We start from the raw sequence: 25135 nt of genomic DNA on the forward strand, positions 1-25135 counted from the left end.
AAGGGAGAATCACTAATAGCTAGTGCCTCCTGCCCTCTTCCCCCTGCCCCCTGCCCTCTTACTCCCCTCCACTTCCAAATCAACAGGGTTTTGCAATACATCATCAAGCCGATTTAAATCAGCTTCTAAATTTTGGAGTGCACTGCCGAAGTTAACGAGGCTATTAACTGGCTCTAAAAAACTTAGTGTTAAACTTTGGTAGGCAACCAGCATTCCAATACTGAGATTGCCCTTAATTACCTGTAAACCACCAACCAGCAAAATAGAAGCTGTGGCTAGGGCTGTCAAAATTGTGGGTAATGTAGTGAGAATTTGAGTTTGTAAGCCTAAATGTTGTTGGGCGTTGAGTGCTTTAGCATAATAACCCGCAAACCGAGCAAATAAATCTGACTCCAGCCCAGAAGCTTTGATGGTTTCTATCGTTTGGATGCCAATTTGAGCATTTCCCGTGTATTACATGGTTAGGCTGGCTATTCTAAGTTAAACTTACGATGTAATACACGGTGAAATTGATGTTAAAACGGGATATTCAGGGAAAGTTTGCGCTCAAGAATGATGATTATCGTGAAGTACGTTCTTTGCGACTGACTGATGACACCTGGAAAAGCTTAGGGATAGCCTCTGAATGTTTGGGTTTAACTAGGGCTGACTATTTAGAACACATTGTTAGACATAACATTCTACCAAGTATTACACGGGAAGACTCAGAATTTTTAGCTCCTGATCAGGGGCAAAACGAACCCCAACCGAGTATTACACGGCAGAGCGAGTTTTCTCTAACATCTGATACGGAGCGCGAAAGACAGTCTGTTGGTTTACCAACTATAAGAGAACTTGAAATTTTACGCGATGGCGTACCCGCCCGCTGGAAGCGATCGCATTATGTCTGAACTGAAATTAGGTAAGCAAGCTACTGGGTATAAAAATGTTCAGAAGGTTCTCAATCGTTTCATTTCTGAACTAATCGGTTCAGTTTAGCTGTTTTGGGAATTCGCCAACGGTATCCGTTACGTTGGAACTCGCAAAAACTTATTTGACCTCCGCCGTACCGCCGTTGTTCATAATCTTCATGTCAAGAGCCAAAATTTTTACTAACACTACCGAGCAGTCTGCTACTTTATCCTGATTACTGAATCGGTGTTCTAGCCCATTTGCCGAGCCATTAACTGGGCAAATAGCCCTTCAACAGCAGCAAGTTCTTGGAAAGTTCCTTGTTGAACAACTCTACCTGTTTGCAGTACATAAATACGGTTAGCATTACGGATAGTACTAAGCCGATGAGCAATAACTATCCTAGTAACTTGCAATTTATCTAGACTTTCACTAACAATCGCTTGAGTTTTGTTATCGAGCGCACTGGTAGCTTCATCAAATAACAAAATGCGGGGTTTTAAGGCCAAAGCACGAGCAATTAGTAACCGTTGTCGTTGTCCTCCAGAGAGATTGCCACCTCCTTCACTAATCACAGTATGCATAGACATTGGCATGGCTGCAACATCGTCAGCAAACCCAGACATTCGCGCTGCCTCCCAAGCTTCATCAAGTGTAATCTGGGCGCCGCTAGCAATATTATCGAAAATAGAAGCTGACATAATCCGGCCATTTTGCAGAACTACACCTAACTGTCGGCGCACTGCCTCAACATCCAACCCAGACAAATCTTGACCATCATAATAGACAGTGCCATCTTCAGGAGTCTCAAACCCCAATAGCAATCTAAATATAGTAGATTTACCGCTCCCAGAACCGCCTACAAGCGCAATAAACTCCCCAGGCTCGGCATACAGACTCAGATCATCCAAAGTCAAAGGGCCATCTTGTCGGTAGCGGAATGTGACATGAACTACAGCAATTCTACCCATGAGCTGACCAGGATCGCCTTTGCTCAGATCCACTTCTGGTATAGTTTCTAAAATTGGTTGAGCGCGTTTCCACTGAGGGACAACTTGCAAAGCGCCAGTAACTGTATTGCTAACGTCTGTGGCACCTTTAATAAAAGTACCAAACGCACTGTTAAAAGCGAGGAAAGTCCCAATTGTTAGTCCAAGCGCACCTGTCGTCTGAGCCTCCTGAAGCTGTTGGATGGTAAACCAAAACAGGATACCAGAAGTTAGCGTGGGCATGACTGTATTGAAAAGAACCACAGCGTCTTCAACGTTTTGGGTGCTAAGTTCCAGTTTTATTTGCCGACTGTAGTTTTTACTCCAAGAAGCGAAACCCCGCTCCTCGGCCCCAGCAACACGCAGTTTAGAAATACCATTGATCAACTGCACCGTCTGCCCGAAGATATTTCCCTTGATTTCCAACAATGGACGAACTTTGCGGACGAGGAGCATCCCCGACAAAACCGTCACAATTATAACAACTACTGCTACAGCCACAGCAACTAAAGCTAATTTCCAGCTGTAGTAAAACAAAAGTCCTAAGTTTAATAATGAGAACAGACCAGTGATTAGAGTAATCAGGGTTGTACCACTTAATTGACGACGGATTGTACTAATCGATGTCACACGGGACTGAAGATCCCCTGTGGTGTACTGGCGAAAAAACGATACTGGCAGATTTAGCAGCCGATCCCAGACAGCAGCTTGAGTAGAGGCATCGGAAATCGTTTCTATCCGCAAGAGCGCAAACCCTTGAGACAGCCGAAATACTGCCGTCACAAAAGCTGCAACCAGCAACCCCAAACCAACTTGTAGTAACAATCCGCGATCGCTATCTGGAATCGCGTTATCAATTAAAATAGCAGTAGCGTGGGGTGTAAGCATCCCCAGCAGAGTAGCGGCAATGCCAGTCAAAAAAACGATCAGCACATCCCTGCCACGATTCTTCAGGGCGAACCGAAATAAATCGCTAGCGTTAAGAACTTTATCAGGCAAAGACCGGTAAAACATATAAGCAATCGGCGCTAGTGTTGAGGCAACATGAGCATCTACAGGATGACGAGTGCGATCGCTTGGGTCAAATATTTCGTAGCCAGTGGCAGAAACCGGCAGCAGTGCCATCGGTCGGTTGTCCTCTTGGGTGTAGGCAACCAAAGGGCCACAGTCCTTCTCCCACCAGTTGTCCCGTAGCAGAATCTGCCGCATTCGTAACCGCGAAGCCCGGACAATTGCCTCCAATGGCTCCTTCATCCGCTTCAGGTCTTGTGAACGAGCAGGAGGACGAATTTTCACACCCAAAGACCTACCTACAGCACCGGCAACAACTAACAATGGTGTGCCTTCCAGGAAAAAGGTTGCTTCTTTAGTTCCCAAGGAAGATGCTAGTTCGCCTAGAGCTTCTGCTGTCACCTGACGATTGAGACGTTCCCGCTCAGTCAACCGTTGCACTTCTTCATCAGCTTCTTGCTGTTCTAGGAAGTTAATACATTGCAGCAGTTGAGTATGAAGCTGGGATAGCCCCCCAAGCAGGGTATCTGGGTTGCGGATGCCGTTTGTGGAAGCCGTGGTAAGCTGAACCTCCCCTACGGCTTCCAACCACATCCCGTCGCCTAGAGGAAAAATTTCTGCTGACACATCTAGAATCAGTTCCTCAAGCCCCATCCATCGAGCATTTCCTTGCTGAATTTGTACCCAAGCGATCGCCTGGGGTTCCGGCTGGAGAGTCTGACCATCAATTAGAGAAAATCGCGCTTCTCCCACTGTTCGGACTTGAATTGCTGGGGTGGCGATATGGGAAAGTGTAGTGTTAATTTGCTCGACCCAACCCTCCACCAAAGCAACTATTCTAGTATCCCCATCAACAACTAACTCCTCAAAGTATTCTCGGTCTACCTTCAGCAATTCTGTTTCTCCCATCGGCACTGCTAAAAGTTGGCGGTGCTGATCAATAGAGTCGGGAGCAGTTCCAAAAAGTGCCTCTTCAGGATCAAGAGTGAACAAATAACGGCGAGTTCCTTCCGTGATGCCATTTTTAATAGTGACAGCAAACAACGCTATAGAGCCGGACTGCACCACCCAAATGGTCTGCGGGTCGTCTAGCAGTATTGGCTCATTGCCTTTAAGGGTGTACAGTTGCCCCTGTAAGTCTTTGCCTCTGATTTGGTTGATGACCATAATTAAGCTCCCTCTTCACTACTAATTAACCGTGAGTACACCCCCTCTACTTGCCACAATTCCTCGTGAGTACCTCGTTGCACCACCTTTCCCCGTTCAAGGACGATGATTTCATCACAGTCGCGAATCGTGCTTAATCGGTGTGCAACAATTAGGCAGGTACACCCACGTCGCCGCAGATTTTGGTCAATAATTTTTTCCGTCTCGGAATCTAGGGCGCTGGTAGCTTCATCCATAATCAGGATTGAAGGATTGTTAACTAAGGCGCGGGCTATTTCTAATCGCTGTCGTTGACCTCCACTTAAATTGGCGGCTCCTTCAATTAGTTGGGCATCAAATCCGCCAGACATGGAGAAAATTACATCATCAATGGCAGCATCTTTACTAGCCCGCACTAGATTTTTATCTGGTACCGTAGTATCCCATAAAGTCAAATTTTCCCTGACAGTTCCGCCAAACATCAAAATATCTTGCTCCACCAAAGCGACAGAATTAGTTAATATCGATTGCGGAATCTGCTTTCTAGGTTGACCATCAAAGCAAATTTCTCCCGACCAAGGTTCGTAGAGTCCGCTTACCAGTTTGGCAACAGTAGACTTGCCAGAGCCACTCCCGCCTACTAGAGCTACTCGTTGTCCAGGCTTGACTGAGAGGCTAAAGTTTTCAATCAGAGGCGGATCTAAACGGCTATAGCCAAATGTGACATTCTCTAATTCGACGTACCCCTGTAATCTAGGCAGAGGAGATGAGGAAGACAAAGAGATTTTTTCTTCCCCTGCTTCCCCTGCTTCCCCTGCTTCCCCTGCTCCCCTGCTCCCCTGCTCCCCTGCTCCCTCTGCTCCATCAATCGGGTTATCCAACACATCATCTAGGCGAATCAAATTGCCCTCCATTTCCTGGAGGGTGCTACCGAAGTTCACAAGATTATTAACAGGTAGCAAAAAGCTCTGCATCAGTCCTTGAAATGCTATAAGCATTCCGATGCTGAGGTGTCCATCCATCACTCGTAAACCACCTACAACCAATAAAGCCATTGATGAGAGTGAAGACAAAAGTGTAGGCAATATTGAGAAAGTTTGGTTTGTCACCTCCAGTTCTTGCTGAGAATTAATCGCCTTGGTGTAGTACCCTGACCACCGCGAAAAGAAATCTGATTCTAACCCTGATGCTTTGAGAGTTTCTATACTTTGGAGAGCCGCTATCGATGCACCCGCAGCTTTACCATACTCTTGGATTAATCGCTGATTAGCATCGACGCGCTGACGGGATATCCACTGCAAAGTTAAGACATTTACAGCAGCAAAACTAGCTACAACCAAAGTCAGTACCCAGTCATATTGAAGCATGACTAAGGCGTAAAAAATCACCATTACTGCATCGATAACTGTAGTCGCCAATCGCCCTGAAAGCACATCAGCCACTTGGTCGTTGAGACTGGTACGGTTACTAATTTCACCCGCGAACCGTTGAGCATAAAAACTAACGGGTAATCGCAGGATGTGCCAGAGAAAACGGCTGGACATTCCCACAGACAGCTTGACTTTCAAGCGGCGTAGATAGCGCAACCGCAGCAGTGTTAATACTCCTTGGAGGACTACTGCGATCGCCATTGCTAATAACAACGGACGCAACCAGTGCTGCCGTCTTTGCACCAGGATTTCGTCTACAAACACTTGACTAAATACTGGTACTGCCAGCCCGATAAGTGTTAACAAAAATCCTGCTATCAGACAGTAAATTAAGACACCAGTAGCACCCCGTAGCCGTGACCATAGTGATAAAATTAGGCTGGGTTTACGGCCCCCTTTGGTGAACTCCGGCCCTGGTTCCATGACCAGCACCACTCCGGTATACCCCTCGTCAAACTCCTGCCGGGATACCTTTCGTGGTCCCGTACCTGGGTCATTAATATAGACCCAACTAGAACTAAATCCTTCTACTACCAAAAAGTGGTTGAAGTTCCAGAACACAATATAGGGAGGGCTTAACTCTGGAAGTTGATCCAGTTCCTTTTTAAAGCCTTTTGCAAGGAGTCCATAGCTTTTGGCAGCTTTGAGGACGTTAGAAGCTTTGCTACCATCGCGGGAGACTCCACACTCTCGACGCAGTTCTGGCAGAGGCACAATCCGACCATAGTAACCCAAAATAATTCCTAAAGCTGCGGCACCGCATTCCACTGCCTCCATTTGCAAAAGCGTGGGTGTCTTTACCCGCTTAAGAGGATTTTTCAGCAGGTTTTGCAGGTACTGCAAAAGATTAATCGGTGTCACTAATGAAAAATTAGTAGATACCACTGACAGACCTCAGAATAGGTAAAACGAATGTGATTGGCGCTCGCTCTTCTACCTTGACTCGCACAGATGTAGTCGTTCCAGAAGAGATTTTTAGCTGCGGCCCATTGGATGAAGACCATTTGTAACCGCTAAAAGTGGTAGAATCTGGCTGCAAGTCAGCAAAGACTTGAATAAGTGCCTCTTGCTTCTCACCCACTAGACCTGTCACTACTTCGGGATTACCCACTACACTAGCGGCTGCTTCTCTGGTAATGGGAAATGGTGAGACAGTGGTAATCTTACCGACAATACCGCCAAAGCGTTCCCGCTTCACGGTTTGGGGTGTAATTTGCAGCGTCATACCTGGTTGAATTTTCTTGCCTTCTCCAACCGGGAAATAGGTGATACCAACCATTTTGCTAGATGGATTTTCTGCATCTATACTGCCTAAACGGGTTCCGGCATCAATCACTTGCCCTGTTGTCACAGTGATTTCGAGAATACGTCCTGAGTGTTGAGAGATAATCTGGCTGTTATTGCCTAATTGTTGTTCTAGTCTGGCAATCTCTCGCTTGACTTCTTGAATCTCATTTTTGCGGGTAGTTGCAGTTTGTAGGTCTTCTTGAGCCAGAGTTGCTACTTTACTGTTTTGTTCTTGCAATTGGGCTTGAATGTTTTTGATTTCGTTCAGATTTGAAAGATATTGCTGTTGTGCGTCTGCTTCCTTAAGGTCTAATTGTTTCAACTGAGATTGTGCTTCATCAATACTTGCACGCGCATCGTCGTATTGTTGCCGTGCTTCTAAGACCACATCATCAGGAATCGCCCCTTCTTTTAAAAGCTTCTGGCGGTTTTCTAATCTCTTTTTGTGAGTAGGAAGTAGCCCTTGGAGTGTTTGTAAACGTCGTTGTAAGTTGAGGCGATCGCGCCCAATAGACACTAGCCCTTTCTCCCTCAACACGGGTGTCAAATCCTGCACAATCTTGAGTCTTTGCTCAAGAGTTGAGCGTTGCTCTTGGATTGCTTTTGTATCAAGCTGCTGACGCTGCCCTTGTAACAAACTAGCGTTGCGATCCTGATCCTCTAGTTGGACTAGTTTAGCTCGCGCTAGTTGTAATTGCTTACGCAGATCAACTTGGTCAACTGTTGCTAGTACATCTCCCTTTTTGACCACATCTCCAACATTGACATTTAGAGCAAGTAACTGCCCTGCACCTTTCGATTGCAACGGCAAAACGTTGCGTGGATAAATTAGTACCCCTTGACCTTCTACAGTGATGGGAATCCGTCCATAGATACTCCAGACCACGGCAACTGCTACCAAGGAACCCAAAGCTGTTAAAGGCAGCCAGCTTTTAGGACTGACTACTTGCATTAGTTGGTCTAGCCTTTCAGGTGAAGATAAACGCTCTAATGACTCTTTTCGGAATAAATTTTGATTTTGTTCGACCATTTAAAATGCCTCGACAATCACTTCTGCTTGAACTGAAGACTGAAAAAATTACCTGTTCTATTTAAAAGTTGAAAAAGTAAAATCTCCGAAAACAATACACTTTTTTCTTTAGATGTTAAAGTCAAAACCTAAAAGCTTAAACTTTCTTGGCAATAAAGTTAATTTTTTCTCAAACGACTCAACATCCAATCAAATCTGGTTCCAGCCAATGCCATGTTATCTAAAATATTGGCATCCAGTTCATCTTCATATTCAACATTTTCATCCAGTGATTGACCTTTGCTATAAATGCGCCTACCATAACCAAGCCGACTAAACATTTCCTGTAATCGATTTGCAAGCAGGGTAGCAATCACCCGATAAAATCGAGAAGCAAAACCTATATCTTGTTGTAATTTTGCTGCTAATTGTTGTCGAGGAATTGACAATACAAGCGAGTCTCCAGTAGCCCTAACAGTTGCTCCCGGCAAACGGGTATCAATGAAAGCTGTTTCTCCGACGATTTCGCCCTTGGATAATCTTGCTATCTCTCTGCTTGTGGTTTCTTCACCCTCTAAAGCTGCAAAGGCGCGAGTTAAAGGATTGCGTTCATCCTCAGAAATAGAAAGTGTCATTGTTCCATCTAGCAGGATATACAACGCATCTACAGCCCCTCCCTCACGGATAACTACTGTGTTAGCAGCAATTTTTTGGCTAGTACCTGTAGCAATCAGCCAATCGATGTCACTATCATGCAATTCTTCCAAAACAAACAGCATATCTCTGAGTGTCTTGTTCTTAACAAGTTTGCTATGACCAAGTTGAGTAATTCTGTTTGCAAGTAGAATAGCGATCGCTCGATAAAACCGGCAAGCAAAACCAACATCCTGCTGCAATTTTGCCCTCAATTGCTGCTGGGAAATAGATATTACCACTGACTTTTGGGCAGCTTCAACAGTAGTAACGGCTGGGCGAACATTAAGAAATGGGATTTCTCCTACTATCTCACCGCTTGATAACCTACCAATCTCTCGTCCTAATGTTTCGCTATCCTCCATCGCTGCAAAAGCTTGATCTAGAGGATTGTTTGTAGCTTGTGACACAGAGATTGTGAATGTTCCATCTAGTATGATATGTAGGGTATCGAGGGCTTTTCCTTGCTGTACAAGGATAGTGCCAGCAGGGATCTCCTTTTTCCGACCCGTAGCGATCATCCAATTGATGTCGCTATTACTTAACTCTTTAAGTAGAACTTCTGTCATAACTCATATAAATTTAAGTTTAGTTTCTGGATACTCGACTTGCCCCTCTGTGAGAGTTGTCGGCAATTGGTCTAGAATTTTTTGGATATACGAATGCGCCTTAGAGTCAGCTAATTCTTCTAATGTCAAGTAAGTCAAAGCTATTAACATAATCGGTTGACTATTGAGAGTTCTTAACTCGCCTCCATGTTCAGCATCAAAGCGTTCCAAATTCTCAGCAGCAGACTTCACCAATGCTTGCAGAATCTTAAATGCGCCCTCTGAAAGCGGCGGTTGACCCCGGTAATTTTGCAATCTACCTCCTTCTCGGTAATCTGGAAATGACTCCAGCCCCAGAAAACGCAAAAACCAATCAGCCCGATAATGTCCTATAGCTGCCACAATACCTCTGTAGTCGGCAATCAGTTCGTCGAGTAGATTATTCCGCATGGAGCCAAATAAGCGGTGTGTGAAATAGTGCGTACATTCATGTTCCAGCCGAATGGTCATGGAAATACACCACCATTCTGGTTCTAAAAGTCCGATGTCGCTGGCTGAAACATTGCTATAAAAACCGTCACTCAAAATAATCAACCGATCTTGATAAAGCTGCTTTTGCGGGATTAGTCGCCCAAATTCTTCTAACCAACTACTTTCGGAGCAGTTACCAAAATTTTTAGCTGACCATTGTTGACGATACTGGCGAACCCGATCCCAGTTGTTTAAACCAGTAACCATACAAGCTCCCATAGAAGCAGGGACTGGTTTGGGTTCATTCCGCATTGTTAACGCCTGTACCAAAGAAACAAAATCTTCTCGGTTTCTGGTGAGCAAAACCGGGATAACTCCAGCCAAGCTTTGATGTAGTATCAACTGGAGTTGTTCGGGTTGCTGCAAAATCAAACCAGTTGCCTCAATCATGCCATCCACTGTCATACCCTTACGAGTAGCAAAGCGGTATACTTGGGTTTGGCTGATGCCTTGGAGTATGGGGAACTTTAACTGTACCAACTTGCTTGATAAAGCTTGAAAGACTCCTATCTCTTGAGCAATAACAGCGTACTCTTCCCAGGCGGCTACATGGGGTTCGGGTGGAAGCGGAAACTTGGCTCTTAGTGTTGAAAAGCTGTGATCAAAGGTGTTTTGATTGTAGGCAAGCAATTCTTGTGTCTGTTGGGCAGTAGCACCATAGTCGGCAAGTACATTAGCACGAAGTTGGTGTTGGTTCAAGTGCGATCGCCTCCCACCAATACTTTATTTAACTCAACTTTATCCACAATCTGCCGAGCAATTTCTTGCACCGTCTGGCTAAACGGATGGTCAGCGTAACGCAGGCAAAATAAATCACTACTGGCTAGCTGAATTATCTCTTCAGAAAGAGGCACAATACCAGCCACTGGGGTGTCATAGGTCGTCTCCATCTGTTCTTGTAAAGTTTTGAAATCCATTGCGGGTAGCACCTTATTAACTACTAGCAGCATTTTATCCACGTTTAATTTTTTCGCCACCTCCACTGTTACCGCAGTACCTTGGAAGTCTTGACGGTCTGGACGCAGGATGACGACTAAGATATCAGAGATAGCGATCGCTAGTAAGGTTTCTTCATTCAAACCAGGGTGAGTATCAATCAACAAATAGTCGAGGTTGAGATGGCGGATTAAATCCTCAAAGCCATCGTTGAGTTTGCCTACGTCATAACCCTCGCGCAAGATACGGGAAATTTCACCTGCTTTGATACTGGAAGGAATCAGGTAGAGGCTGCCATTTGCTCTAGATGTCTCCCCTTCCACGTTTAAAGTATGACTGACATCGTAGGCAGCATCTTTAATTACACAGCGTCCCCATAAGTAATCATTAAGGGAGCGGTTCATCTTTTCTTCGTCTAGACCGAAAATAATATGAATCCCTGGTGATTGAATATCGGTGTCAATAATACCTACACGTTTTCCAAGACGCGCAATAGTAGCGGCTAAGTTTGCAGTTAAATTTGATTTGCCCGTACCACCACGAAACGAGTGAATAGATACAATTTTGGACATAATGTCATACCCCAGTTATGTGAATTTGATATAGTTGCTATCTGCGGATTTCTTCAACCCTCTTACCTTCTGCCTTCTGCCTTTCTTCAATCAGCTACTTTTATAGATAGAACTTACAAAAAATACCTCTCTAACTTTCATTTTTCCCGTTTGCCTTTGGCGTTTCCCCTTCTCCCAAAGGGAGAGGTTCTGATTGCTGGCTTTTGCCGCTCAGACTTCTCTGTGTGTCCTCTGTGCCTTTGTGGTTTGATTCTTCCGTAACTTGTGCATAAGTCCTAATAGATTTACCCTTAAGATTTTGCACTTTTTGCTGTAGCTGCTGGAAGTAATCTGTCTCTGGCGCATCATTTTTGGACAATCGCCCCTTGATTGTTTGCGCTTTTTGTTGCAGTTGCTGGAAATAATCTGTTTGTGTGATATCAGCTACCTGACGTGCCTTTTTCGCTTCGTCAATTTCAACGTTTAATTCCAGTACTTGCTGTTTGAGCTTTTGTTCTCGTGCTTTCACCTCTTGAGCCATTTGCAGGAAAACGTGTACCAGTTGACCAATATCATCATTTGCGTAAGATGCCTTAGCTAACTGATGGTCATCAAAATCATCCTGCTCTACCAAGGATTGGGCTGCTTTTGTCAGGGTACGAATCGGTTGGGCAATACTTCGCGCTAAAATCAAGGCGATGATTGTTGCGATCGCTCCTACTGCTAGTAAGCTGCGACTGTTCTGCCAAATGAGTTGATTTAAAGGAGCATCAAACTGTGCGTGGGCTTTGTTCACGCCCAACACCCAAGGTTGCTCTTGTAAAGGAGCAAAGCCGATCATTTGGCGTGTCCGCTCAACAGAGGAATAGTAGCTAGTGTGAGCCGTTTGTTTGGCTCCTACCATCGCTGCTAACTCTGGAATGTTCAAGCTTTTGATCTGATCAATGCCATAGAGCGTCCCACTCTGCTTTTGTTTTTCTGGCGGCAAGGGGGCTAGGCTATGATAAAGCAGTGATTTATCAGGGTGGCTGATGATCACCCCACGCTCGTCAATCAAGAAGGCATAGCTTTTAGAGCCAGCCTGCAACGCATTCACGATCGCCCAGATGTCTTCTCCCTTGATTTTTAAGACCGCTACACCAACAATTTTGCCGCCTTCAGACCGCACAGGGTTGGAGAAGTAGATGCCTGGTCGTCCACTCGTTGTACCGACAAGAACGCTAGAGACGTAAGGGCGTCCCTGGATGCTAAAGCGGAAGTATTCGCGGAAAGCGTAGTTTTGAGCAATGAATGTAGGATTGGTGGCAGCGACGCAGCGTCCCTTTGTGTCTATGATGTAAACAACATCATAGTCGGGATTAGAGCGAAAGACGTTATCAAGCGTTCGTTGCATCGAGGTGCGGAAAGCTATTTGCTTCTGAGGGATGGTAGCAGCGAGAAAACCCACCACATCCTTATCAGTACTGACTTGAACAGCAACACGCTGGATGTCAATAATTAGCTGGTCAAGGCGACTAGCATTACTGGTGGCTAAGAGTTCCAGTTTGCGGTATTCGCTGTCTTCTGCACTCTTGAGACTTTCTTGGAGGTTGTGATAGGTGGTGAAGCTCATCGGTATAAGGGCAACTGAGAGTAGTGCTACCGAGAGTTTCGTCCTAATAGACCAGGCAGAGGGGTTAAACAACCGACGCAAGAGTTTAATTGAGCCGATTTGCTCTAAACCCGACCATACACTGCTGGGTGGCTGGTAAGGGACAGCACTTACTCCGCCTGCGTTCACGAAGTGTCTCCTTTGGAGAATCGCATCTAGAGAAGCATCACTGATACTATCACCTGACTTTGAGATTTTAGCTAAAGCAACTTCCCATTCTGGCAGTGTAAAACTATAGCCAGCAGCTAGTGTAATCTCTAAGCGTTGCTCATCACTGGCAGCGTTTTGCAGTTGCTTTTGCAACAGTTCATCCGTGGCTATCCGCTCGTAAAAGGCTTGTGCGCTTTCAACAGACATAATATTTTAAGAGGCTATTAAATAAGTTGCCTCAATCCCAAAGAGTTGCAGTAATCTCTGCCATATCCAAGGACTGCTTTGCTTTAACAAGAACTTTTAAAAAGGCTCGTCGGTTTTGCCAACCAGAACGCGGTAGGATCGGAGACTGAGCATCCGAAACACTATTCAAAGTGCCAACAGTAGTACTGAAGGTAAAATCTCTGGGTATGCTAACCGTAACAGTCCGTAGCCAATCCCAGCAGTTCCTTGGAAAAAACTGGGGCTAAACACAGAAGCAGGTAAGTTGGCAAACAGTTGATATCCCCCTATTTGTTCTGCTCGTGCTACCGCCAGAGAAGCTTGGAGGTGTGCAGTTTTGAACAATTCTTCTCGTCGCAAAGTTTTCGCAGCTACTAACAGCACGTCAATCCGACCAAAGTTACCGCAGCATAGATGGTCTATCCCCTGCAAGCCATACTTGTGAGTAGTCTGCAATGCCGCTTCGATATCTTGACGAATTTCCTCAGTGTCTAAAAACTCCAGACTGCCTAAGCGGGCCAAGCCAATCCCAGGAGCGCCATGACACCAGCTGACCATAAACCCAGGTTGACCGTTTTGTTGAGTAAAAGAACGAAAGTCGGGCCAGTTGGCAGCAGAGGTCTTAAAGACGCTACGTTCATAGGTAATTCCCTCAACAGATGCTTCTTTGTAAGCGCATAAGTGCGTCGCCCAATAAAGTCGCAGCAGGGCATAGGCAATGCCAGCTGCCCCGTGAGAAAAACCTGTTAACGGTTTCTCCTTAAAATTTTTCCAAGCTCTTGGGGAACCATCAACACTAATTTGATGCGCTAGCAAATGCTGGCCGCAGGCGATCGCTTTTTCTAAAACTGCTGGCTCTCCTGTCTCGTCATAAAGTGCCAATAACCCTAAAATAGCTCCCCCTGCCCCCGCCATCACGTCAAATTGTCGATCCGCAGCAATGACTTCCGGAGCAATCAGGTTCGCGGCACGCCGAGCATCTTCTAGGAGCGCCGATTCCTTAAGGAATTGGCTCATTTTGACCAGGCAATAGATGATAGAACCAAGTCCTGAAGCGCCCCCAATCCCGATTGCCCTTACAAATTTTTGGGCAGAATCCGCATCGGCTGTTTGGATAAATTTCCGTAAAGACTGTATTGCCCCCAAAGCTAAATCACGGAACTGGCGATCGCCCTTAATACGTTCTAAAGCTGCTAGAAACAAAGCGATGCCGCAATTACCATCATAGAGACTATGACCCAATATCTGGAGTTGAAACCGTTCAGCGTTGGGAACAAAGCCAAAGCCTATCCAACTGACGCTGCCATCGGCTTCCCTAATGGCTCGTTCCTGGATTGACTGAGCAATTGCTTGCGCTGAGTAGAGCAACTGTTCGGCACTCAAAAGTCTAATGTCTGAGAAATCAACACTAGTAGCAGAGGATGTGTTGGCTGCTTTAGCCTGCTTAGTTGATCTATTGTGCGCCATCTTAGCATAAAAAGCGCCCTGAATAATCCCCACTTGCTGCACTAAATCTGTCTCATTAAGCACTCGCAGCCGCTTCAGGACCTGGCTGTGACTTGATTCTTTAAAATACCGTTCAATCGGTTGTTCTAGCCCAACGGTCAAGTCATCACTGTTGGATTTGGCTCCAAAGTAGGGAATATCTAGCTGCTCCATTGCCCTCAGTTCTGATCGCAAAATCGGCCAAGCTTTGGGCTTATCCTCACCTGTGAGAAAAGCTCGACTGAGGATATCTAGTTCAATGCTGCGGTCTACCCCATTTTGCAGGAATTCGGGGGCAAGACTGTTTTCTAAAACTACGCTATAAACCCGAGTGGCGCGGAAAACAAACCGCACTTGCTGTGCTTGCAGCTTTGCCAAAGGGCCATTAGCCAAAAGTAGTGTTGAGCGCTGCGCTATTAGGAAGTGATACATCTGCTCAAACCCTTCGACTAACTCATTGATGTAGTTGTTAGGTGATAGGGCAACTCCATTTAAAATGGCTTCATTTGCCTTGCTTGGGAATGTAGTCTTCTCAAACCTCTTGTGCATATCATCCGTATTGACAGACTTCCATCGCTCCATCAAAGCGGTGGCTTGTGGGCTAACACTGCCCAAGCCGCTGCCATCATAGACCATGAGGTTATCTTTGATAAATTTCCAGCGCGGCAGTAGCCCACTGCGGAGGACCGAGTCAAACAGCTGTTGAGCAGCAGTAATAGCCCCTGTCGCTTCGAGTGAGTCGGCGAACTCACTCGCCTCATGGTGCATTAGGGTTTCCATGTCAACCAGCACTAGATGTTCACCGCAGGCAATTAAATTCTCGTGGTGGCAGTCAGTCCCTTGCAGGAGATACAGAACGTACAGCAGCATTCCTGCCCGTTGATAGAAGCGCTGCGCTGCAAGTGCATCCTCAATCGGCAGTTGCTCGACATATTCCACCCAGCCATAAGTTTGGCGATCGCTCACTTTAAGCACTTTAAAAGGTAAAGGCACGCCATGCTGATTGCACCAGTCTAGAAACTGGTTATGGGCCACTTCTAAGCCTAAGTTTTTGGGTTTGTAGACTAGCTTTAGCCCAGACTCAAACTCGATCACAATCACAGAGCGTCCCCGATTGTGAGGGTCAGATAGATTTGGGCGGATTTCAATAACTTTTCCTAACTGGGAATCAGGGTATGGAGAAGACAAGGAAGAGCGAAATTCCTCCCGATCAGCCTCTGCCCCTTTACTCCCTTGCTTTGGTAGGAACAGTTGCTGAATTTCAGCTTTATCAGTTTTGAGGCGTTGCACAAACTCTACCATCGCTTCCACCCACAAATCAATTGCAGTTGCAACTAACCTGCCAAGCACTGGATATTTCTGGAAAAAAGCCAGCAGCCCATCTTGCAGGAGTTTCTGCACGAAGGCGTTGTAATGAGCCTTGCTCTGGCTGCCTGTTGGCTCTTTTACCAGCAAGTTAAACAAGTTGTGTCCTAGAGGACGAAAACAGGAAAATTCCAATTCCAAGGTTTTCGTACACAGATTCACCAATTGTTGGAGCAAGCTGCGTTCTAAACTCAGGTAAGCTGCAAAAGAGAGCAGTTCCAGGAGAAGATGGTTTGAGTATAATGAAGCACAACCAAGACTTGTGAGTAATTTCTGCCGCGCTACCAAGATGGCAGGCAGCAGTACGTCTTCAAAGGGTAGCGGATTTTTCGGCTCTATGGGGAGTTTGTCGGGGTTAGTAGCGTCTGGGTGCAAGCTAAAGTCTGTGCCAGTTTGAATAATCTCACTCAAAATTTCTGCCCAGCTTGGCAATGGGTAGACTTCAGCCAGATGCACCGAGCCTAAGGCATGACGCACTTCATCAATATCCAACCCATCCCACAAGAGCCGCTTCTGGAATTTTTCCCAGTTCCCTTGGGCAACCACCTGACACCAGTGCGCTATGCGCTCATCAATCGCCTGCTGTTCGCTCATTTGGTCTGCGTCAACCCCGAACAATCCATTGCTGAGACGTTCATATAGAGAGCTGGCGAAGGCAACAATCTGTGCTATGTCGGATTTCGTCATTGTAATATGGATGATGGTTTGAAAAGAAGGCAGAAAGTAGCTATGCTGAAGGGAAGAATTTGGTAGGGAATTCAGACTAAGGTGTTGACTCTCTCGGGTTTTGAGGTAATAATTTTTCAGGCAAAATTTATGTCTCAAAGTATAAGGATGAAAGCCTTATTAAATGCGGTTTTTGTCCACAAATTAACGACACAAAACCTGTATGAAAAACTTCCAGCTACTTTCTTAGAAAGTCAACACCGTAGATTCAGACTATTAGCATTTAGGTATCATGGAAATGTTTGGTTTCAGTAGGGGAATCAAACCCTTGGGCACTAAGGGCTCCCAGAAGGATTGTGCATCGGACAGAAGGCTTATCTCCTGCCCGATAGCCTCAGCATAGCTGCCTTTCTTGTTGACCAGTTAGTTACAACTCTCGTAGGCGTGCCAGGTATCAGAACGCCCGGAAGTTATGCATGTGATGCCAAAATTTATCCAGGCGCAATTGGGCCTGAGAACTCGTTTGAAATGGTGTATGATGCAGCTATTGTAGTTAGTTGTCAATCATCAATAGGACTTATGCAAAACTACAGGCGCTCTGGGGCAATTTATGAATTGACCCTACCTGAAAATCAGGGTTTTGGCAATTGTTTGCGTAAGTCCTAATCGAATATATCATCGACTACGTTTACGATGCAGCAAATTGCCATGGTATTACCACCTGTGCCTGCCGGAGGTGTAGGTGGCGGCGTCGGCGGATTCGGCGGAGGCGGATTGTTAGTGCCCCCGGCCACAGCATCTAACTCCTCCTCTAATAGCTGTGAAGCTTCCTCACCATTTTCCACTGCTTCTTTAGCTGCGGTGTCAAGTGCGCTCCCTACTTGAGCGCTGGTGAAACTGTAGCCTTTCTCTTTACCCAGCTCCACAACCAAGCTTATATAAGCTTCACGGTTCGGCGCTGCTTTCAGCTTTGATTGCAACTCTTGGTCTTGAGATGCCATTTGGAAAAACTGCTGTATACTTTCTTGCATCATTTTTTCAGCCATGATGAATACTCCTTGTTGTCGTAGTTTTTTTTGGAAAACTACGGTTGACAACATCGTTTTGTTTGTCAACTGTTATCAATATAGACGGCATTACTAATTAGAACAATATAGAAATATTTAGAAAAATTCAGTAATTAATTGGTGGCAGTTTAAAGCTGTATCAACAGTTTGAAAATACCTGTTAAAACAGGTAGACCACAAAATCCGATATAACACCGATTTAGTAATCTGAATTATGACAAAAAAACCTGTTTTATTAGGTTTCAGCAAGGAACATTTTGTTGTAAAAGACATTAAAACAGAGTTTATCAGTCTTGTGTTTTATTAATGAATTAGTGTTCTATAAGCAAACATTTGTAAAGCGAGTAAACTCCCACAACTCTGACAAGTAAATAGCAAAGTTGTGGGAGTTTGTCGAGGTAAGATCGGCGATCGCTACTTAAAGGGCATTACCTTGGTCGCAGTGTCAAGTATCAGAACGCCTCAAGTCATAGAAGTAGCTTAAGTGTCATCCAAAGACATTATCGACCATGTTGCCTACTGCATCCGGTAGTTCCACTATATCTCCGGCCGGCCCAGGTATGTTCTCAATAGGAGGGGGTGCTTGGTTTAGTTCCTCTATCGTGCTAAGTCCTTGTGTTAGCATCGAAAGAGGGGTTCCCCCAGAGACAGCATCCAAGTTTTGCTCCGATAGTTCTTCCCCTGGCAGGTTGGCTAATGCACTGTCATCGGGCATTGTGCTAGGACGCATGTCTTGGTTTTCAATTTCATGATTGTTGTCCATAATGTTCCTCTTTGTTGAGATTTAACGAATTGAACAATGTTCAAAGAACAACTTGCTTTGATTTCATCGTTTTATTGCAGCTGTTCTAAGGGTTGTACTCCTTAAATCAAACTATCGAACTGCCGTGTTTGTTTCAAGAGTACTAACTCAAGTCTATCGAGTATTTCCAGCTAAAAAACTCAGAATAATTCATGATTCATAGCTAAAAAACTTAGAATAATTCATGATTTAAAAGTAAGAGTTAAAGTCTAGGAGTTGACCTGATTTTTCCCGCTAAATCTTCACAGTCCTGCTGAATTTGCCGCTCTTTTTAGAAGGCTCAAAAAGCTTGGTTAAAGCTGACGCTCAAAACGAAGAAAGCTATAGACGAAGCGAAGAAGAAAGTTTCGCAACCAGCAGATTTAGATTAGGGATTCCCAAGAGACATTTGCAAAAATTAATTCTGCGTTGCCTGAATTATTTTGTAGAGACGCGAATTTTCACATCTCTAGATGTTTTTCAAAGATAAATCATCCCACCGTCACAACCACCTTTTCATTCACATAATAAAACAGAGGGCAACAAAGTAGGATAGGCAATTCGTAAGAGTTGATAACCAATGCCAGTAGTGCCATGAAAAAAGCCTGGGTTGTAAACTTTTGGCGGTAAATCGGGGAAAAGAGTAAATGTACCTTGAGCTTGGGCTTGGGTTACTATGTGGGTAACTACTTGATGAACAAACTCTAAAAGGTCTGGTCGGTTTAGCTTTTGGGCGGCTACCAGCAAAGTCTCTATCCGACCTAAATTACCCCAGCAGAGATTATCCACATTTGAGATCGCAAATTTTATAGTGGTTTCTAAGGCAATAGCAATCTCCTGACGAATTTCTACAGTATCCAAAACGGATAATCCTCCCAATCGCCCTAATCCAATTCCAGCAGCGCCATTTGCCCAACTTACTCTCAAACAAGGTTCTTCATATCTCAAGTCAGGCCAATTTTGAGCTTCAGTACAGAAAACACTTTGTTCATAAGCGATCGCTTCATTCGCCGCATCAAGAAACCGGGAATCTTGCGTCACTGCATATAACCGCACAAGAGCATAGGCGATTCCTGCTGCGCCTTGGGAAAAACCAGTCAGTTGTTTGCCTGCTGAGTTTTTCCAAGCCTTAGGGCGTTTGTCAATATTAGTTTGATGCTTAAGCAGATGCTCACCGCAGGCGATCGCCATTTCCAAGTAAGTTGATGCTGGCAGTGCTAAAAGACTAAGAATTGTTCCTGCTGCACCTGCCATAATGTCGAAAGATTTGTCAGCAGCAATCAGATCTGGAGTAATTAGGGCAGCAGCTTTAAGGGCATCTTGCAGTAGTGCTGGTTCTTGCAGAAGTTGGCTAATCTGTGCGAGGGCGTAGGCGATCGAACCTAGCCCAGTAGTTCCACTCATCCCTACTTGCCTTGTCAATCTCGCTGCATTTTCAGGGTTTGAATCTTGAAGAACTTTGCATAGAGGCTGTAAAGTTCTTAAAGCTAACTCATGCCACTCTGAGTTACCTGTAACTTTTGCCAAAGCTGCGAGGAATAGAGCGACACCAGAACTACCATCGTATAAACTAACACCCAGACTTTGAAGCTGGAAACCTTGGGTATTAGCTCTATATTTCAAGCTTATCCAGCTAACGCTATCATCAACGGCGCAAATAGCACGTTGTCGCAGATCTACAGCTATAGTAATTGCCTGTTGCACTAACTGTTCTTTTGTCAAAGGCATTACTTCTTTTGCAGGAGTGCTAACTACCTGAAAAGAAACCAGATTCGGTTCCCTCACAAACCGTGAGTAGAAAGAACCCCTGATGATTTCTATTTGTTGAGCCAAGTCAGCTTCACTTAAAGTTGAAAGCTGCCTCAACACTCGGCTGAAGCTTGGTTCTTCAAACAGTTCTGGGATGATTAGACCTTTCGGTAGCTCAAGGCTATCGCTTGAGGATAAAACAGTAAATATGGGGATGTCTAATTGTTCCACAGCTTGTAATTCAGCTGCCAGTATCGACCAGAAAACAGGCTTTTGTTCCCACGTTAAAAAAGCTCGACTCAAAACATCAAGGGTAATACTGCGATCAATACCAAATCGCAACAAACTTGGAGCATAAGAGTTTTGTAGAATACGATGATAAATTCTGGTAGAGCGAAACACATACCGGACTTTCTGATGTGCCAGAATCATCAAGGGACTTGTTGGGGCTAAGAGAACTGCTTGATGGGAAAACAGCAGGCGGTACATCTGCTCGAATCCCGCTACCAAATCTTCTAAGTAATCGTCTGGGGAAAGAGAAATCCCTCTGATTGTCGGCACATTGGCTTCCTTGAGGACAACTGTTTCATAACCCAAATTCATCGCATCTGTGTTGATGTTTTGTATACGAGTAGCCAACACCTTCTGCTCCTCAACTCCTCCCAAGCCACTAAGATCGACTGTTAACTGGTCATTTTGGGATATGCCCCACTGGGGTAGAATCCAGGTACGTAATACTGATTCCGCTAGCTGCTTTTCTACCAACATTGTCGCATCAGACTCGCTCGAACCCATACTTTTATTTCGATGATGCAATAGGGTTTCTAGATCCACTAATACTGGCTGTTCTCCATTGGCAATTAAGTTTCCAGAGTGGCAGTCTGTCCCTTCTAAGGTGTGGATTAGGCACAGCAACATTCCTGAGCGTTCGTAGAAGCGTCGAACAGCGCTTTCATCTTCACAAGGCTGCGATTCCACATATTCCACCCAACCGTAGGTAGAACGGTTCAGGACTTGGATAACTTTGAAGGGTAAAAGGGTAGTGTGGCTGTTGCACCATTCCAGAAAATTATAATAGGCAACATCTAAGCCAAAATCTTTGGGTTTGTAAACTAATTGCATTCCCGTGTCAAAAGTGAGAGCAATCACAGATCTTCCCCGATTGTGGGGATCTGACAAGCCTGGTTTTACCGCCACAACTTGCTTTAATGGTGTGTCTCCCCCGAAGCATTGCTCTATATCAGACCAGTCTGTTGCTAATGAGTTGAGGAATTCGGTGGTGGCTTCTACCCAGAAATCAATTGCAGTGGCTACTAGTCGTCCCAAGACACTATATTCCTGAAATAAGGACAGTAAGCCATCTTGAAATAATTGATCGATAAAGGCATAGTACTTTTCCTTGCTGTTAGGACTCTTGACGCAGAGTAATAAGAAGTCGCGCACGGCGTTTCCCGATGAGCGAAATGTTGAGAATTCCTCCATCAGAGTCGAAGAACACAAAACGCTAAGTTGTAACACAAGCTCTCGCTCTAACGCTGCCATTGCACTGTCTGTCAGTAATTTTAAGCGATCGCCTACTTGTGCCAAAAGTAGTTGTGTTGCTACTTGCAAGCAGGGAACATAGATTGGCTCAAAGGGAATCGGCTTTTCTGGGTTCAAGTAACGGTAAGGATACCAATGCTTGTTTGCAAAGTTCTGTGCAGTCTGGATTACCTGTTCGAGAGTAGTTGCCCATGAGGGTAGGGGTTGCTGCTCATTAGAGTAAGCATTAACCAACAGAGGGCGAATAGTGTCAATGTCTAATCCAAGACACGCTAAACGCCTCTGGAATTTGGCTAATTTGCCCTGAGCCACAACCTGACACCATCGCTCTAAGCGTTCTGAAATCTGTGTTTCATCTTTGTCAGTGACTTGAGGAAGAGAAGAATTATTTAAACGTTCTGTTAGAGTACTAGCTTTAGCAACAAGTGATGTCAGATTTAAGGTGTAATTATGTGGTGACATAAGCGATTGTTTACACAATACTATTAAATACAAATGCAACTTTACAAAGGGAAATTGACTATTTTCATCTTTTAATACCAAACCTACACCTGAAAACCACCTTTTTTGTAGAGACGTAATTTCGGCAGGACTCTAAATTATATGTTGTTTTTAAATAAGGTTGCAAAAATCAGATTTAGTCTATTCCTTTATAATATTGTAATTAATGTATTGTTGTTTATTTAGGTTAGTTATTATTTTTATGAAAATTTACTGGAAAAAACTAAATTTTTCTGAATAATTTACCAAGTTAAGTATTAAAAATACTCCTGAATTAATCTGAGTTTTATGAATTGACTTCTTGAATATTTTTTAATAGATTAGAAATGTCAAAGTTAAGGAGATTTCTGTTATGAGTACACAAGCTGTTAATCAATTCTTGCAAAAAGTCACTGAAGAACCACAACTTCAACAGGAGTTCGCTAAAGCCCTAGAAGCAGGAAATAACCTACAAGCTGCTACCAATTTGGCTGCCAAACACGGTTATCAATTTACTCCCGATGAACTTCAGGCAGAAATTCAGAACCGCCAGAGCGAATTTCAACAAAGACAAGATGCAGGACAACTGAATGAGGAGGAACTAGAAGCTGTCGCAGGCGGATTGTGTACTCCTGTCATAGGAATAGTTGGTGCAACCATAGGAGGAGCCAATTTAGTAACTAAGCTCACTGAAAATTAAAAAGGATACACCTTAAAGTTTGCTAAATTTAGCCGAACAATACTTTCTTCCCTTTCCTTAACTTGCGTTATGAAAGGGATTTTCTACATTCAATCTTGTGGCACTCAACTTACACATTGACTTACTACCCAAGATAAATTTTCCCACTGACGACACGTCACTAAATTAAATGTTGTTTTCCAAGAAAATTGTAAAAATAGGATTTAGTCTAATTTTAGCATTGTAATAATATTTTTTTATCTGCTATCTCTAATTATTAAAATATTAAATTAATGCTGAAAAAACCTGATTTTTTTGAAAAACTTACCAAAATAATTGTTGAAATATTACTAAATTAATCTGAGTTTTACAAATTGATTTTTTGAATATTTCCTAATAAATTAGAAGAGTACAAGTTAAGGAGATTTCTGTTATGACCACAGAAGCTGTTAATCAATTCTTGCAAAAAGTCACTGAAGAACCACAACTTCAACAGGAGTTCGCTAAAGCCTTAGAAGCAGGAAATGACCTACAAGCTGCTACCAATTTGGCTGCCAAACACGGTTATCAATTTACTCCCGATGAACTTCAGGCAGAAATTCAGAACCGCCAGAGCGAATTTCAACAAAGACAAAATGCAGGAGAACTGAATGAAGAGGAACTAGAAGCTGTTGCGGGTGGATTCTGTACTCCTGCTCTGATTGGAACACTTATTGGTCCTGTAGTCGGAGGAGCAACCAAAGTAGCAACCCACATCGCTGAACAAAATAGTTAAATGAAAAGGATATACCTTAAAGTTTGCTAAATTTAGCCAAACAATACTTTTTTCCCTTTCCTAACGTAAGTTAAGGAAAGGGATTTTCTACATTCAATCTTGTGGCACTCAACTTACTACATTGACTTACTACCCAACATAAATTCTCCCACCGATGATTCAGCGTAGTAATCAGTGAGTGCTGCTTTGGCAAATAAATCGGCATTACCTGAACCTAGAGCGCAAGGAGCAAGATTCATGGCAGTTGCTACCAGGTACATAGTTTGGTACAAAACGCCAACGTGCTTGAGGATCAGTGAATAGGCGATCGCTTCATATTTCCATGACAACCGTTGAAATCGGGCAGTGAAAACAATCAAAACCTGTGGCATATCCTGCTGCCCACTGGCTCCCCAAGCATCCTTGAACAGTGCTTCTACATCCTTGGTTCTCTCACAAAGCCGTTCTAGTTGATGTGCTAGGGGATTGTAGTAATACAGTCCTGAACTAATCCCATCACATGTATTGATAACAGGATAAAGTTCCAGTTCGTACAACCCACCCCCAGATGGATAAGGACGGCTGCTGTATTCTCCATTGAGGTTTTTGACTCTGGCACTGCGATAGAGAAACTCTCCTAACTGTTGCGCAGTAATAGGAGAAGAGTGATAATTTCTGATTGAACGTCTTTCTTCCAAAACATCTGTCAAGGGAATATCAGTAGTTTTAAGGCGTTCAATATTGGGTTGATACAGTTGAATCACAGTTTTTGACATTGGGGGTTTTACAACTGGTTGCGGCTCTATTTTTCCTAAGAAACGATAAGTACCCCCGGTAGGATTGGTATGTCTTCCCTGACGGCTACGGGTATGGAAGAGTAAATCATGAAAATCCCATTGAGCGAGAGTAGTATTTTGAACCTCTTTGTATGTTTCTTGTGATAACATTTGGCTAGCCAAAAGTAAGTAGAGAAATTGTTGAGCAATCTCTAGTGTGATGCCAGGAATTTCTGATACTAAATTACTACAAGATTGAGGTTGAGATAGCTTTGCAACTATTGCTACACCACGCCAATCTGGTAAAATGACTTTGGCTTTGGACAAGGGTGATTCTAATACCATTTGCCCTTCTACTTGGTGGAGATAGGCAAAGCGAGACAAGGTGAAATGTTCTTGCCAATTTACAACTGGGGCAGAAAACTCGTACTCGCATTGAGGGACAGCAGTGGCAAAAGGTAAGACTGAATGACAAATCCAGCCTAAACTGATGAATTTTTGCAAATAGGAATGAAACTTGAGCATTCCATAAATTCCATCAGCTTGCTGCACCAGTTGTTTGAGTTCAACCGCAGTGCCTCCAATACCGTAGAGAGTTTTCAAAGTTACTCGCAAGCCAGAGGCAGGTTGAGAAAATGTCAATTTGCGCGTACTGCTTTGGAGAATAATTTCCTTATTTTGCGGTAATTCGACTAGAGAAATGTCCTTTCTGAAGGAGAGGGTAAAAGCTTCGGACATATCTA

General features: G+C 44.2%; 16 protein-coding genes. 3 read left to right on the top strand and 13 right to left on the bottom strand.

Annotation, left to right across the window (positions count from 1 at the left end; genetic code table 11):
* Positions 1–12: 12 nt before the first annotated feature.
* Positions 13–435 carry an ABC transporter transmembrane domain-containing protein gene (locus tag CDC33_RS13210; protein ID WP_439956636.1) on the bottom strand — a complete coding sequence of 141 codons (423 nt, stop codon included), beginning with the start codon at positions 433–435 and terminating at the stop codon, positions 13–15.
* A 77-nt stretch (positions 436–512) separates the two neighbouring features.
* Here CDC33_RS13210 and CDC33_RS13215 point away from each other — a divergent pair, with 77 nt between their 5' ends.
* The gene (locus CDC33_RS13215; RefSeq protein ID WP_439956600.1) at positions 513–890 is read left to right on the top strand and encodes a hypothetical protein; all 378 of its coding nucleotides are present in this window, start codon (positions 513–515) and stop codon (positions 888–890) included.
* A gap of 252 nt (positions 891–1142) precedes the next feature.
* On the opposite strand, the gene CDC33_RS13220 is transcribed toward CDC33_RS13215, so the two are convergent.
* The 11 genes from CDC33_RS13220 to CDC33_RS13290 all read right to left on the bottom strand — a co-directional run bounded on the left by CDC33_RS13220 (position 1143) and on the right by CDC33_RS13290 (position 22165).
* A complete protein-coding gene (locus CDC33_RS13220) occupies positions 1143–4058 on the bottom strand; it encodes an NHLP bacteriocin export ABC transporter permease/ATPase subunit (RefSeq protein ID WP_109008853.1) in 2916 nt (971 codons plus the stop codon).
* A gap of 2 nt (positions 4059–4060) precedes the next feature.
* Positions 4061–6352, bottom strand: coding sequence for an NHLP family bacteriocin export ABC transporter peptidase/permease/ATPase subunit (locus CDC33_RS13225; protein ID WP_109008854.1), 2292 nt, complete (start codon positions 6350–6352; stop codon positions 4061–4063).
* Entirely contained in the window at positions 6339–7784 is a 1446-nt protein-coding gene (locus tag CDC33_RS13230) for an NHLP bacteriocin system secretion protein (RefSeq protein WP_109008855.1), read from the bottom strand. Before CDC33_RS13230 ends, CDC33_RS13225 begins: the two co-directional genes overlap by 14 nt.
* Before the next feature lie 158 nt (positions 7785–7942).
* Positions 7943–9025, bottom strand: a complete 1083-nt coding sequence (locus tag CDC33_RS13235) for a cyclic nucleotide-binding domain-containing protein (protein WP_109008856.1) — start codon at positions 9023–9025, stop codon at positions 7943–7945.
* 3 nt (positions 9026–9028) lie between these two features.
* The gene (locus CDC33_RS13240) at positions 9029–10234 is read right to left on the bottom strand and encodes a DUF7005 family protein (RefSeq protein ID WP_109008857.1); all 1206 of its coding nucleotides are present in this window, start codon (positions 10232–10234) and stop codon (positions 9029–9031) included.
* A complete protein-coding gene (locus CDC33_RS13245; RefSeq protein ID WP_109008858.1) occupies positions 10231–11043 on the bottom strand; it encodes a MinD/ParA family ATP-binding protein in 813 nt (270 codons plus the stop codon). The genes CDC33_RS13240 and CDC33_RS13245 overlap by 4 nt, the downstream gene beginning before the upstream one ends.
* A gap of 130 nt (positions 11044–11173) precedes the next feature.
* Positions 11174–13030: a Nif11-like leader peptide family RiPP precursor gene (locus CDC33_RS13250; RefSeq protein ID WP_244919227.1), complete on the bottom strand. Its 1857-nt coding sequence runs from the start codon at positions 13028–13030 to the stop codon at positions 11174–11176.
* 165 nt (positions 13031–13195) lie between these two features.
* Positions 13196–16585, bottom strand: coding sequence for a type 2 lanthipeptide synthetase LanM family protein (locus CDC33_RS13260; protein WP_109008859.1), 3390 nt, complete (start codon positions 16583–16585; stop codon positions 13196–13198).
* A gap of 641 nt (positions 16586–17226) precedes the next feature.
* Positions 17227–17664 carry a Nif11-like leader peptide family natural product precursor gene (locus tag CDC33_RS13275; RefSeq protein WP_109008862.1) on the bottom strand — a complete coding sequence of 146 codons (438 nt, stop codon included), beginning with the start codon at positions 17662–17664 and terminating at the stop codon, positions 17227–17229.
* Positions 17665–18118: 454 nt separating this feature from the next.
* Positions 18119–18394, bottom strand: a complete 276-nt coding sequence (locus CDC33_RS13280) for a hypothetical protein (protein WP_109008863.1) — start codon at positions 18392–18394, stop codon at positions 18119–18121.
* 534 nt (positions 18395–18928) lie between these two features.
* Entirely contained in the window at positions 18929–22165 is a 3237-nt protein-coding gene (locus tag CDC33_RS13290; RefSeq protein WP_109008865.1) for a type 2 lanthipeptide synthetase LanM family protein, read from the bottom strand.
* A 391-nt stretch (positions 22166–22556) separates the two neighbouring features.
* Between CDC33_RS13290 and CDC33_RS13295 the strand changes: the two genes are divergently transcribed.
* Both CDC33_RS13295 and CDC33_RS13300 read left to right on the top strand, forming a co-directional pair.
* Positions 22557–22883 carry a Nif11-like leader peptide family natural product precursor gene (locus CDC33_RS13295; RefSeq protein WP_109008866.1) on the top strand — a complete coding sequence of 109 codons (327 nt, stop codon included), beginning with the start codon at positions 22557–22559 and terminating at the stop codon, positions 22881–22883.
* Positions 22884–23295: 412 nt separating this feature from the next.
* Positions 23296–23637, top strand: a complete 342-nt coding sequence (locus CDC33_RS13300) for a Nif11-like leader peptide family natural product precursor (RefSeq protein WP_109008867.1) — start codon at positions 23296–23298, stop codon at positions 23635–23637.
* 116 nt (positions 23638–23753) lie between these two features.
* On the opposite strand, the gene CDC33_RS13305 is transcribed toward CDC33_RS13300, so the two are convergent.
* The gene (locus CDC33_RS13305) at positions 23754–25130 is read right to left on the bottom strand and encodes a SagB family peptide dehydrogenase (protein WP_109008868.1); all 1377 of its coding nucleotides are present in this window, start codon (positions 25128–25130) and stop codon (positions 23754–23756) included.
* Positions 25131–25135 lie beyond the last annotated feature (5 nt).

Source organism: Nostoc commune NIES-4072 (genome assembly GCF_003113895.1).
Classification (GTDB): Bacteria; Cyanobacteriota; Cyanobacteriia; order Cyanobacteriales; family Nostocaceae; genus Nostoc; species Nostoc commune.